13 protein-coding genes are annotated in these 12976 nt (G+C 48.9%); 1 reads left to right on the top strand and 12 read right to left on the bottom strand.

Translation table 11 applies throughout. From position 1 onward, the window contains the following. Positions 1 to 46: 46 nt before the first annotated feature. From leuB to ilvB, 7 genes are all read right to left on the bottom strand, one after another. On the bottom strand, positions 47 to 1123 hold the full coding sequence (gene leuB, locus BN1360_RS12255) for a 3-isopropylmalate dehydrogenase (RefSeq protein ID WP_068780134.1): 1077 nt from the start codon (positions 1121 to 1123) through the stop codon (positions 47 to 49). A 143-nt stretch (positions 1124 to 1266) separates the two neighbouring features. Next, a complete protein-coding gene (locus BN1360_RS12250; RefSeq protein WP_068780133.1) occupies positions 1267 to 1869 on the bottom strand; it encodes a class I SAM-dependent methyltransferase in 603 nt (200 codons plus the stop codon). 166 nt (positions 1870 to 2035) lie between these two features. After that, the gene (locus BN1360_RS12245) at positions 2036 to 3145 is read right to left on the bottom strand and encodes a glycerol dehydrogenase (protein ID WP_068780132.1); all 1110 of its coding nucleotides are present in this window, start codon (positions 3143 to 3145) and stop codon (positions 2036 to 2038) included. A 140-nt stretch (positions 3146 to 3285) separates the two neighbouring features. Then, positions 3286 to 4809 (bottom strand): 2-isopropylmalate synthase, encoded by a 1524-nt coding sequence (locus BN1360_RS12240; RefSeq protein WP_068780131.1) that lies wholly within the window; start codon positions 4807 to 4809, stop codon positions 3286 to 3288. A 206-nt stretch (positions 4810 to 5015) separates the two neighbouring features. Next, complete coding sequence (ilvC, locus tag BN1360_RS12235) at positions 5016 to 6008, bottom strand: ketol-acid reductoisomerase (RefSeq protein ID WP_068780130.1); 993 nt, start codon at positions 6006 to 6008, stop codon at positions 5016 to 5018. Positions 6009 to 6192: 184 nt separating this feature from the next. Beyond that, entirely contained in the window at positions 6193 to 6672 is a 480-nt protein-coding gene (gene ilvN, locus BN1360_RS12230; RefSeq protein WP_068780129.1) for an acetolactate synthase small subunit, read from the bottom strand. Continuing rightward, complete coding sequence (gene ilvB / locus BN1360_RS12225; protein WP_068780128.1) at positions 6672 to 8417, bottom strand: biosynthetic-type acetolactate synthase large subunit; 1746 nt, start codon at positions 8415 to 8417, stop codon at positions 6672 to 6674. The genes ilvN and ilvB overlap by 1 nt, the downstream gene beginning before the upstream one ends. Before the next feature lie 624 nt (positions 8418 to 9041). Between ilvB and BN1360_RS12220 the strand changes: the two genes are divergently transcribed. Further along, entirely contained in the window at positions 9042 to 9497 is a 456-nt protein-coding gene (locus BN1360_RS12220) for a GNAT family N-acetyltransferase (RefSeq protein ID WP_068780127.1), read from the top strand. Positions 9498 to 9506: 9 nt separating this feature from the next. On the opposite strand, the gene BN1360_RS12215 is transcribed toward BN1360_RS12220, so the two are convergent. The 5 genes from BN1360_RS12215 to BN1360_RS12195 form a co-directional block, all read right to left on the bottom strand. Then, the gene (locus BN1360_RS12215; RefSeq protein ID WP_068780199.1) at positions 9507 to 9833 is read right to left on the bottom strand and encodes a hypothetical protein; all 327 of its coding nucleotides are present in this window, start codon (positions 9831 to 9833) and stop codon (positions 9507 to 9509) included. A 182-nt stretch (positions 9834 to 10015) separates the two neighbouring features. After that, positions 10016 to 10375: a 50S ribosomal protein L20 gene (gene rplT / locus BN1360_RS12210; RefSeq protein ID WP_068780126.1), complete on the bottom strand. Its 360-nt coding sequence runs from the start codon at positions 10373 to 10375 to the stop codon at positions 10016 to 10018. Positions 10376 to 10407: 32 nt separating this feature from the next. Continuing rightward, positions 10408 to 10608, bottom strand: coding sequence for a 50S ribosomal protein L35 (rpmI, locus tag BN1360_RS12205; RefSeq protein ID WP_068780125.1), 201 nt, complete (start codon positions 10606 to 10608; stop codon positions 10408 to 10410). Positions 10609 to 10688: 80 nt separating this feature from the next. After that, positions 10689 to 11186 carry a translation initiation factor IF-3 gene (gene infC / locus BN1360_RS12200; RefSeq protein ID WP_068780124.1) on the bottom strand — a complete coding sequence of 166 codons (498 nt, stop codon included), beginning with the start codon at positions 11184 to 11186 and terminating at the stop codon, positions 10689 to 10691. 268 nt (positions 11187 to 11454) lie between these two features. Beyond that, positions 11455 to 12693, bottom strand: coding sequence for a glycosyltransferase family 2 protein (locus BN1360_RS12195; protein ID WP_068780123.1), 1239 nt, complete (start codon positions 12691 to 12693; stop codon positions 11455 to 11457). Positions 12694 to 12976: the final 283 nt, after the last annotated feature.

Genomic DNA, 12976 nt, shown 5'->3' with positions numbered 1-12976 from the left:
ATTTAGGTTGGACTACTTATTTTCATGCTATGCATACAAAATTATATTATTTCATCGCTGCGACGATAAGATCGCCCATCTCCTTCGTGCCGATCGCCTTGCTCTTGTCAACAGCGATATCACCGGTACGATGTCCTGCATTAAGCACATCAGATACTGCCTTTTCGATCGAATCTGCAGCATCCGCATAACCAAATGTCATTCTGAACATCAGAGCCAGCGACAGGATCGTTGCGATCGGATTCGCCAGATTCTGGCCAGCAATATCCGGAGCAGAGCCATGGACAGGCTCGTACAGACCAAAGCTGCCTTCACCCAGCGATGCGGAGGACAACATGCCGATGGATCCGGTCAACATCGCCGCTTCATCACTAAGAATATCCCCGAACATATTCTCGGTTACAATAACGTCGAAGCTGGACGGGCGGCGCAGCAGCTGCATGGCACAGTTGTCTACCAATACATGCTCCAGCTCAACATCCGGATATTCCGGAGCGATCCGAATCACTACTTCTCGCCATAGACGAGAAGTCTCAAGCACGTTCGCCTTATCCACGGAAGCAAGCTTCTTGCGGCGCTTCTGGGCGATCTCGAACGCCTGACGCACAATCCGCTCCACTTCGCTCACATTGTAAGCGCAAGTATCAACCGCTTCCTGTCCTTGCTCCGTATCACGGCGGAACTTCTCACCGAAATAAATACCGCCTGTTAATTCACGTACCACGATCAGATCCGTACCTTCCAATACTTCCGGCTTCAAAGTGGAAGCGTCCTTCAGACAGTCGAAGACCACAGCCGGACGTAGATTGGAGAATAAACCAAGCGCTTTACGAATGCCGAGCAGCCCAGTCTCTGGACGAAGCTCCTTCGGATTGTTATCCCACTTCGGTCCGCCAACTGCTCCAAGCAAGACCGCATCCGCACTGCGGCAAATATCGAGCGTCTCCTGAGGCAGCGGTGTCCCCTTCTCATCGATTGCAATCCCGCCGAACAAGGCATGCTCGGTTTCAAAGCGGTAGCCAAACAGTTCCTCCGCACGTTTCATTACTTTTTCTGTTTCAGCAACCACTTCGGGTCCGATTCCGTCGCCGGCAATAACGGCTATTTTTTTTACGTCAGCCATGGTCCATCTTCCTCTCCTCAAGCATTTCACGAATAACATCCTTACTCTGTTGTAACATAATCGGAGAGGCTAGACCAAGATATAGATTCTATTAGACTAATAGGTTTTAACTATAAGCTGTTTAAAGGCTTAACCAGGTGATATTATTTCTTGGCATTCAGTATAAACAAGGACGCATCCTGATTCATAAATATTTGGCTCCCTGTATAAAAGGTTTTAGCTGCAACCTCCTTGAAGCCTATTTGATGCATCTGACGGATAAGCTGCTCTTGGTCGAATCCGTTATGAACCAAGTCCGAGGCAATCTCCTCATTTTTATCAAAATCAATAATCAGCAAATGGCCTTCTGGATTAAGAACCTCATACAACTTGGATAACACGGGCTCAACATCGCTGATATGAAGCAAAACCTGAGCCATAATAACGTAATCAGCCCGAATATCCGAGCGAAATGCCGCTTCAAAATCAAAGCATAACGTAGCCGCATTACGGATCTGGGCCTCAGCCATTTTTTGCTCGATCTGTCTAAGCATATTTTGCGAGGTATCCAAAAAGGTCACGGAACGAAATTCATTCAGCAGATCCATTCCAACAAGTCCGGTCCCACATCCGAAATCGATCGCATTTTTATTTTTACCGTCCACGATGTATTCCCGAACCGCATTGGATATGATTTTGGCGATTCTGATTCTTTCGGGCGTATCGTATCCACTGGCCATCGCATCAAAAATATCGGTATTTCCCATGTCCGTCCCCCCAGTCCATTTTTTTCAAAAAACTGTTCCAGTGCATCTCAATGACTAACCTGTAATAGCTACAGTATCATATCCTGAGCATTGATATCAAAAAAGGCAGAGGATCTCTCCCTCAAATTTCCGAGAGCCCCTGCCTTGCTATTGTCAGCTATGTCCCTTAATCATGATAGGCTTCAGCAATGGCGTTCGCCGTCACGATCGCTTGGTATACATCATCCGGGCTGACCGGAAACGGCATATTTCCCATAGTATCGCCCTCTGCACAAGCATCGATCGCCACCTGACGCCATTCCTTCTCCTCGAACTTATCCACGCCGAGGTCCTTCAATGTCAGCGGCAGGTTAACCGCCTTGATGAGATGAATTACGGTTTCCAATTCTTCGCGGGGCGCATTCTCCAGTACTAACTGGGTCAGCAGACCAAAGGTCACTTTCTCCCCATGCTGCGCTTTGTGCAATGATTCTACGGCAGTCATCCCGTTGTGAATCGCATGCGCAGCGGCCAATCCCCCGGATTCCGCGCCTACGCCGCTCAAGTAAATCGTAGCTTCGATCGTCTCCTCAACAGCACGCGTCACCACATGATTATCCACAGCGATTTTGGCTTCGACCGCATTTTTTAATAATGATTCATAGCAAAGCCGTGCAATTCCAAGCCCGGTGGCGGAAGGCTTCATAAGCACCAGATTGTCACCAAATGAGCGATAGCAGGCTCTCGCTTCGAAATAGGTGGCCAGCGCATCACCGATCCCGGCGGCAAAAAAGCGGGAAGGCGCCGCAGCCAGCATCCCCGTATCGGCCAGGACAACATCCGGATTGCTTGGCAGGAATAAGTATTCGTCGAAGGAGCCATCTTCTTTGTAGATTACAGCCAGGGCTGTACATGGCGCATCAGTAGATGCGATCGTCGGGAAGATCACGACCGGCAGCTTCTCATAGTAAGCCGCAGCCTTGGCCGTATCCAGTGTCTTGCCTCCGCCGATGCCGACAATGATATTGGCCCCTGCCTTGCGGGACAGATCGCGGTGCCGTTCTATTTCCTGCTTCGTGATCTGATAGTTGAACTTCTCAAATACGGCTTTATTGTCCCCGTTACGGATCGATTTGCCCGCTTTCTCCTGCGCCCGTTCCAGGATAAATTCATCGCAGATCACATAAGCTGAATCACCAAAAGTTTTCATGTAGTCGTTTATTGAGGCAAGCAAGCCCTCTCCGATAATAAATTTTTTGGGCGAGGTCACCGACTTCACATATTTGGCACTGGTCATTTCTTATCTCCTTTTATCGCTCGTTTTCGCCGCTTTTAGGCATTCTTAGAATGCACAGATGCGCCAAACATTATCATTTCCCGGTATGTACGCAAACAAAAGAGCCCCAACTCTTCGTTGGGACTCTTCACCTGAGCCTGCTATAACTTCTGTATCGTCTTCTTCTCGATCAGTCGATTCAATGCATCAACATAAGCCCGGGCACTTGCTTCCAGGATATCCGTGCTTACGCCCCGGCCCTGTACAGTGAGTTCGTCTTGCGTCATTACGACGTGAACCTCCCCTTGAGCATCCTTGCCATAGCTGATCGATTTGATCGTGTAATCGGACAACGTCACCGTCTCTCCGGTAGCCTGATCGATCGCATTATAGATAGCGTCTACCGAGCCGTTGCCTTCCGCTTCCCATTCCAGCGTGTTGCCATCGGCTGTCAGAATGCGGACCTTGGCGGATGGGGTTGACTCATTGCCATAGGACACATAGATCGCTTGCAATTGATAAGCTTCCGGTGTGTCCACCAGCTTCTCTTGCAGCAGAGCATGCAAGTCCTGATCGGTAACATCCTTCTTCTTATCAGCCAACACCTTGAATTTAGCAAAGGCTTCGTTCAATCTCTCATCATTCAGTTTGTAGCCAAGCTCGATCAATCTTTCGCGGAAAGCATGGCGTCCGGAATGCTTGCCAAGCACCAGCTTGCTCTCCTTCAGGCCGATTGTCTCCGGAGACATGATCTCATAGGTCGTCTTCTCCTTCAGCATGCCATCCTGATGAATCCCCGACTCATGTGCAAAAGCGTTTGCGCCAACAATCGCTTTGTTCCCCGGCACAACCATGCCTGTCAACCGGCTAATCAGACTGCTCGTGCGAGCAATCTCCGACAGTTCAAGCGATGTCTTGGCTCCGAAGAACTCACTGCGCGTCTCCAGTGCCATCGCTACTTCTTCCAGTGCGGTATTGCCTGCTCGTTCGCCAATCCCGTTGATCGTTCCCTCGATCTGATCGGCCCCGCCGAGAATTGCGGCCAACGAATTCGCAGTTGCCATTCCCAGATCGTCATGGCAATGCGCGCTCAATTGGATCTTCTCGATGCCGGGAACTCTCTCTTTCAGGGTTTTGAAGATATTTCCGTATTCATAGGGATATAGATATCCCACCGTATCCGGGATATTTACAACCGATGCTCCTTCGCGGATTGCCATCGCCGTCATTTCGCACAGGAAGTCAATCTCCGTACGACCGGCATCCTCGCAAGAGAACTCGATCTTGGAGAAATACTGACGCGCATATCTGAGCGCAGCCTGAGCCGTCTCCAACACCTGCTCCTTCTCCATCTTCAGCTTGTATTTACGATGGATCGGACTAGTAGCCAGGAAAATATGAATGCAAGGATCTTCCGCCCCCTGCAGCGCTTCTCTTACCGCATCGATGTCCTGGGTCCGCGAGCGGGACAAACCGATAATCGTTGAGTTCTTGATAGCTCTGGCGACCGCATTTACCGCTGCCAAGTCTCCCGGCGAAGCGGCCGGAAAGCCCGCCTCGATCCGATCAATGCCCAGCTTCTCCAACTGATAGGCGATTTCCAACTTCTCACGGGTATTCAGATTCACGCCCGGGGATTGTTCTCCATCCCGCAGTGTTGTATCAAACATATAAATTTTGCGCACTTATGCACACCTCCTGTACAAACTACCTAATAAAACCCAATGCGGCACACGCGAAGGGCACGGCCGCATTGGGGGGATGGATACTTTAGCTCCGAAGAGAAGTGATTCAACAGGTCCATTTCGGACCCTTTGAATTCACATTTGAAAGACAACGTCATTACGCTACATACATATGACGCTCGATGAAATGTATAACGGGAAAGATATTATTTTTTGATCCAATGCATAAGTCCGCGAAGCTCGTTACCTACTACTTCGATCGGATGATTGGCCTCGTTGCGGCGAGTTGCCGTCAAGAAAGCACGGTTCGATTGGTTCTCAAGGATGAAGTCGCGAGCAAATTTACCTTGTTGGATATCTGCCAATACTTCCTTCATCGCCTTCTTCGTCTCATCAGTCACGATGCGAGGTCCTGTTACATAGTCGCCATATTCAGCTGTGTTGGAGATCGAATCGCGCATAGTAGCCATTCCGCCTTCATAGATCAGGTCAACGATCAGCTTCATTTCGTGCAAGCATTCAAAATATGCCATTTCTGGTGCATAACCTGCTTCAACCAATGTTTCAAAGCCGGCTTTGATCAGGGCTGTTACGCCACCGCACAATACCGCTTGTTCACCGAACAGATCCGTCTCTGTTTCTTCGCGGAAGGAAGTCTCGATAACCCCGGCGCGAGTACAGCCAATTCCTTTGGCATAAGCAAGACCAATTTCCTTCGCTTTGCCTGTAGCATCTTGATGAACAGCGATCAAGCCCGGAACCCCGAAGCCTTCTACGTAAGTACGACGAACCATATGACCCGGAGATTTAGGAGCTACGAGCAATACGTCATTGTCTTGGGAAGGAACGATTTGACCGAAGTGAACGTTGAAGCCGTGAGCGAACAGCAGCGCTGCCCCTTTCTTCAGGTTCGGAGCAATTTCGCTGTTGTACACGGAAGCTTGAGTCTCGTCCGGCATCAGGATTTGTACTACATCAGCGCGCTTGGTAGCTTCAGCTACAGACAGCACTTCGAATCCATCCTCTTGGGCCTTGTTGAATGATTTGCCTTCACGAAGGCCGATGATTACGTTCAAGCCGCTTTCACGCAAGTTCTGTGCATGAGCATGGCCTTGGCTGCCATAACCGATAATTGCGATTGTTTTTCCCTTCAAAACACTAAGTTCTGCGTCCTGTTCATAATACAAAGTAACTGCCATGATAATAACCCTCCTAGATAATGTCGGACTGCTTGCAGCATGTCCCATAAATTTGATCCTCCGCCTGTTAAGCGGGTGCTTCAGAGGGCCGTCGCGTTAACGAAGTGCAGACGATGGTGGAACGGCCCCTCTCAAACCCCCGCTTACAGGAACGGAAGGTATTGCGTGCTATGAATCTAAATGATTAACCGCGCGTCATTGCGGTTACGCCGGTTCGCGACAACTCGCGGATCCCGTAAGGATGGAGCAGCTCGATCATCGCGTCGATCTTCTCGGTATCGCCAATGACCTGAACCATCATGCTTCCGGCACCGATATCTACAACTGCGGCGCGGAATGTCTCCACGACGCCCATGATTTCCGGGCGTTCCGCCGGCTCTGCCTTCACTTTAATCAGCGCCAATTCTCTGGATACCATCGGGTTGGCACTCAAATTAACGACCTTGATGACATCGATGAGCTTGTAGAGCTGCTTCTCAATCTGCTCCAGCGTCGTGTCATCCCCTTCAGTAACAATGACCATCCGGGACAATCCCGGCTCCTCCGACTGACCCACCGTAATACTCTCGATGTTGTAGCCGCGGCGTCCGAACAAGCCGGACACACGCTGCAGAACACCTGGCTGGTCATTCACTAATACGGCAATAACATGGTTCTTCATCATCACTCACAGTCCCCCATCAGCATTTGATCAATGGTGGAACCTTGAGGAACCATCGGATATACGTTCTCTCCCTTATGAACCACGAATTCCACCAGCACCGGTCCATCGGTATCAAGCGCTTCTTGCCAAGCACGCTCCGCTTCTTCCTTGCCGGTAGCTCTAAGCCCCTTAACTCCATAAGCTTCTGCCAGCTTCACAAAATCCGGACTGCCGGCGAGATCGATATGGCTGTAGCGGTTTTCGTAGATCAATTCCTGCCACTGCCTTACCATTCCGAGAACCTGGTTGTTAATGACTACAATCTTCACTGGAATTTTGTTGATGGCACAGATCGCTAGCTCCTGCGCACACATCTGCATTCCGCCATCGCCGTTGATGGAGATAACCAGTCGATCGGGATGAGCCATCTGCGCGCCAATCGCTGCCGGGAAGCCGAAGCCCATCGTGCCAAGTCCGCCGGAAGTGATGAATGAGCGAGGCTGGTTGAATTTATAATACTGAGCGGTCCACATTTGATGCTGACCTACATCCGTCGTAACAATCGCTTCGCCATGGGTCGTATCATTCAACAATTCAATTACCCATTGCGGCTTCAGCATCTCTTCGGAATCTTTATACTTGAACGGCTTCTCTTGCTTCCATCTGCTAATCTGTGCTCTCCAGGCATCAGCCTTGCTGCTGTATCCTACCATCGGATTCAGCATTTCAAGCACGGTCTTCACATCACCGACAATCGGGATATCCGTCTTGACGTTCTTGCCGATCTCCGCCGGATCAATATCGATGTGAACGATCTTGGCATGCGGTGCGAACCCGTTGAGACGCCCCGTGACACGGTCATCGAATCTTGCTCCGATGCTGATCAGCAAGTCCGATTGCTGGATCGCCTGATTTGCGGTATAAGTACCATGCATTCCCGGCATTCCCATCCACAGATCATGTCCGCTTGGGAAAGCGCCTAGTCCGAGCAATGTCGTCGTGATCGGAATGCCTGAACGGTTGGCGAATTCGAGCAATCCTTCGTGTCCTCCGGAATAGATGACACCTCCGCCAGCCAGAATCACCGGCCGCTCCGCTTCGGAGATCGCTGCCACCAGCTTATCAAGCTGCAGGCGATTCGGCACAACCGTCGGATGGTAGCCGCGCAGGTCAACCGATTGTTCGGGCTCAAATCTTACTTTCTGCGCTGAGACATCCTTCGGAATATCGATCAGTACAGGGCCTTTCCGCCCGGTGTTAGCGATGTGAAATGCTTCGTGGATAACCCGTGGTAAATCCTCTGCATCTCTAACCAAGTAACTGTGCTTCGTAATCGGCATCGTGATGCCCGTAATATCCGCTTCCTGGAAAGCATCGGTGCCAATCAGGCTCGTTGCCACGTTGCCGGTAATCACCACCAGTGGAACTGAATCCATATAGGCCGTGGCGATTCCTGTTACTGTATTGGTTGCTCCTGGTCCGGAGGTCGCGATGCAAACTCCTACTTTACCGCTGGCGCGTGCGTAACCATCTGCCGCATGAATCGCTCCTTGTTCATGTCTGGTTAACAGGTGGTGGAAATCATCAAATCCGTACATCGCGTCATAAATGTACAGGACCGCGCCCCCCGGATAACCAAAGACACATTCGACACCTTCCAAAAGCAAACTGCGAAGCAAAATTTCCGAACCTGAAATGACTTCCGGTTTCATCCATTTCTCACGTAATTGTTCTGTAGACCGCACTGCTGGAATTTGCGCGCTCATCAGTCATCCTCCTTCCAAGATTTAAATCATCTCTTGATTATTCAGTTTGATATACAACAAAAAAACCTTCCATCCGCCGGAATAGTCTCCTATTCCGAGGGACGAAAGGTTATCGCTTCCGTGGTACCACCCATTTTTACCTGACACTTCACAGTATCAAGCCTTGACAAGTATTCGCGATCTTTTGCTTCTCGCGCTTACCTGTGGTCTCTAACGCAGACCTGACGATTTTCCCTAATAAGTTTCGACTGGACTTTACCTAGGATAAGTCCGCTAGCCTTTCAGGAAAACAGCTCCGAGGTGAGCTCGCATTTAAGGGATATTGGTGGTGGTCTCAGCAAATCCATCCACTCTCTGAGCAAAGAGCCCCTAAACCTTCGTCCTCTTCATCGCCGATTCAATATTTTGTCATGAAAATGTTTAGAAACATTATATGATCACTTTACATCCAGAGTCAATACCCTTTTTTTCTAACCAAAATCAAGGCATAGGGTCTTTAGCCCGGCAGGAACCCTTCTCACCCCTAGCGTCATATGATAAAAAATAACGCCTAAATTCTTGCCTATTTCCGCTGAAAACCAGGCCATGATGATCTTCACCTAACCCAAAAAGGAGGTTGACTGAATGATCCGCTATCGAAGACCCAGGCAGGATGATCCTGTCATTATTGATTTGATTGAAAAGGAGCTTGTCCCCTATTCCCATCTTCCGCCTGAGGAAATAGCTGCGATTTTCAAAGACCTCCCCAAGCGATTAGCACGTGGAATTACACTAGTGGCTTCGCCATATTATGAAGCCGATTCGGTTGCCTTTATTCACTTTATGATCCATGGGGAATTGTTATATATTGACATGATGGCAGTCTCACCCGCGAATCGCCGGCAACGACTGGGAAAAACGCTGATGTCCCATGCCGAGCAGTATGCCGGTTCACGCGGATGCAAACGGGCCAAAGTGATGGTCGATCAGGGAAATTCCCGAGCCCACTCCTTTTATCGCAAGCTCGGGTACAAGACCATTCGTTATATCGATCAATCGGAATGTTATGAACTTGAGAAGCTGCTTCCCGTCCGGGTATAAGCGAAGGGCTTAGAAGAAAGGCCCATAGCCGTTCCCGTACGGACCAACACCGCCATACCCAGGTCCGCCATATCCGCCATAAGGGCCGTACGGACCATATCCGCCGCCAGGGTAACCATACCCATAAGGCGCTGTGCCGATCGCGAGCAAATCAAATAATACGAGCGGAATCAACGCCTTCGTTTTCGCCTTTTTGCCCGAGTCCTGCTTCAGTACCAAGCGGTTTCCGCTAATTTTTACGAGTCTGCCCGTTACAAAGCCGCCATCCTTCTTGTAAGCGACAATAGATTTGCCAATCCACTTCTCTGCTTCTTTCTTGGTCACCGTTCTACCCATCACAATAACCTCCTTCCAGAGTCGTCCGTGAATCCCCTGACAAAGCACCCAGCCTCTTGTTCTGGAGCGCGCCCTATCTTCCATCAGCTTATTCAACAGCGATTCCTTCCGCATATGCCATCGCCTTGATAACAAAAAACAGGCATCCCAAAAAGGATGCCTGTCCTGCTTTATTTATAAAATTAAGCGTTGATTTTTTGTTTAGCTACGTTAGCCAAAGAGTTAAACGCTTCAAGATCATTCACAGCAAGATCCGCAAGCATTTTACGGTTGATGTTAACTTCAGCCAGTTTCAGGCCGTGCATCAATTTGCTGTAAGTCAAGCCATTTATGCGTGCAGCCGCGTTAATACGCACGATCCACAATTTGCGGAAATCGCGTTTTTTCGTGCGACGATCACGGTATGCATATTGCATGGATTTCATAACTTGTTCGTTAGCTGTTTTGTAGATGCGGTGTTTCGAACCAAAATAACCTCTAGCTAATTTCAATACTTTTTTATGACGACGACGAACCACGAATCCGCCTTTTACTCTTGCCATATTAATAAACCTCCCAGAAAAGTTGTGTTAGATTATTTCAAATTTGCAAGCTGCTGCTTCATGCGGCTAACGTCACCCGAGTAAGCTACTGGGCTGTTAGCCAATACGCGTTTGCCGCGTTTGGATTTGTGAGACAGCAAGTGGTTGCGGTTCGCTTTGTAGCGTCTTACTTTACCAGTTCCAGTAATTTTAAAGCGTCCTTTCAGACTGCTGTGGGTTTTCATTTTAGGCATGGTATATCCCCCTCAAATTGTGTGATTCGACGCGCATCAGCAGAAATTACTCTGAGCAATTCCCCTGATGCTGCGCTCGATTAATTGCTTTTAGGTGCTAAAATCATAATCATGCTGCGGCCTTCCAATTTTGGAATGCGTTCAACTGTAGAGATTTCTGCAACCTCTTCCTTAACTCGGTCAAGGATCTTCTTCCCGATGTCAGCATGGGTAATTTCCCGGCCGCGGAAGCGCACCGAGCATTTTACCTTGTCGCCATCCTTCAAGAATTTGATGACATTGCGAAGCTTGGTTTGGAAATCATGTTCCTCAATGTTGGCACGGAACCAAACTTCCTTAACATCAACAACCTTCTGATTTTTACGAGCCTCTTTCTCTTTCTTCTGCTGTTCATAGCGGAACTTGCCATAGTCCATAATCCGGCATACCGGCGGCTTAGCTGTAGGGGCTACGTTAACGAGATCAAGATTCAAGTCCACGGCCATCTGCAGTGCTTCACGAAGCGGCTTAATGCCGATTTGCTCACCTTCAGCACCTACCAAGCGAACCTCTTTCGCACGAATCTCATCATTGATCATATGTTCCTTACTAATAGTTCTCCACCTCCGAAAAATATTCTGGTCTTATGACCGATATCTTCAAAAGAAAAGGGATGCAGGTCAACGCCCGCATCCCACTTGATCGTCAATTCGTCATGAATGTACATTCATCAATTAACGGATCAATACCAGCCAACAATACGTCGGACAGGTGAGAAGCCACGGCCTCTGCTTGCAATCCTAAATATTAACCACGAATTAATGTATCACACTCTTATATCCTATGTCAAGAGTTGAATCTGAAATATTAGCCTTGCTTGCTCTGAACCTCTTCCAGGCGCACCACGCGGGTGTGCTGTGTATGGCTCCATTGTTTGTTGTTCTGTGTGAAGAATGCATAGAACGTAATCGGCCACCAGGAGATTAGATAAATCGGGAACAAGATCAAATAAGCATAGACCTTCTTGGATTTAACCTTCTCCAATATCATCGCTGCCAGGAAGATAAATACGTTGGCGGCGATTGCCAGGAACGAAATCCACAGCGGCATGTACCCATACAAGGTATCAAAATGCGGCCCGCTAAGCAGCGACTGGTCGACCCAAATAACCGCAGTCAGCAAAAACGTAAGCAGAACGATATATACGTTCACACCATAAAGCGCCATGTCCAGCTTGACCAGATTGCGCTCCTTGATGCTCTTCCACAACAGCGGGAAGAAGTAGCGGCGGGCAACCGTAAAGTGCCCTTGCATCCAGCGCAAACGCTGGCGTGCAGAAGCCTTGAACGTGAGCGGCTTCTCATCGAACAGCTTGGCATCGTAGTTGAACACCGGATATACACCGCGGTCAACACAACGCATCGTGAACTCAAGGTCCTCTACAAGACTGGTCGCGCCCCAGCCCATTTCCTTGAGCAGGTTAGTCTCAAAGCACATGCCTGTACCGCCAAGGAAATTCGCCATGCTCAGATTGTGACGAGACAACTGCCACAAGCGATTGCAGTACCAGTAAGAGATCCCATACGCAGCGGTAATCCAGGAGTCTTCCGGATTCTTTGTATCGATGTAGCCTTGAATGACTCGTGCGCCACTGCAGAGATCATTGTTCATCTCGCTCAGGAAATCCGGATGAGCCAGATTATCCGCGTCGAACATGACTATCGCGTCATATTGACGGGGCATTTTCCATAATTCCTTCAGCATCCATTCGATCGCGTAGCCTTTGCCCCGCAAATTCGGGTTGCTGCGAACGCAGGCGTTCATACCGTGGCGGCGAACAATCTCAGCCGTACGGTCCGTACAGTTATCGCAAATTACAAACACATCATACAATTCTTTTGGGTAGTTCAGGTGCTTGAGGTTCTCCATCAAGGCCCCTACTACTTTCTCTTCGTTATGCGCTGCTACCAGTACGGCAAATGACTTTTGCGGTTCGTAATGTACTTTGCTCTTTTTCTTGTACAAGCCGAACAACGACAAGCCGAACTGATAGATCCCTACAACAGCGAGCACAACCTGCAGTACAATCAAAATAGCCTGAAACATGTTGTTTTTGTACCCCCTTAAACTCCATTTTTTATTTTTTTCGGAGTTTTTTTTGACCCTTCTTCTTCATTATTTCTGAAAAACATTTTCTTACATTGCATTACGATTTTCCACGACTTCGGCATATTTGTCAAAAACGATGTAATGCCTCCCTCGCGGAAATATCGGCTGAAGTCAGCCTTTTATTGATGCATGATCCACTGCAACTCTGTTTCATTGCAGTATGGTCTTATTTTCAGCACTTTTGACGGTTTTTATTTCTTCAGCCCTCCTTTTTTTAACG

This window comes from Paenibacillus sp. GM2, assembly GCF_900069005.2.
Lineage (GTDB): Bacteria > Bacillota > Bacilli > Paenibacillales > Paenibacillaceae > Fontibacillus.
Note: the sequence above shows the minus strand (reverse complement) of the source record. Positions and strands in the feature narration are given on the sequence as shown.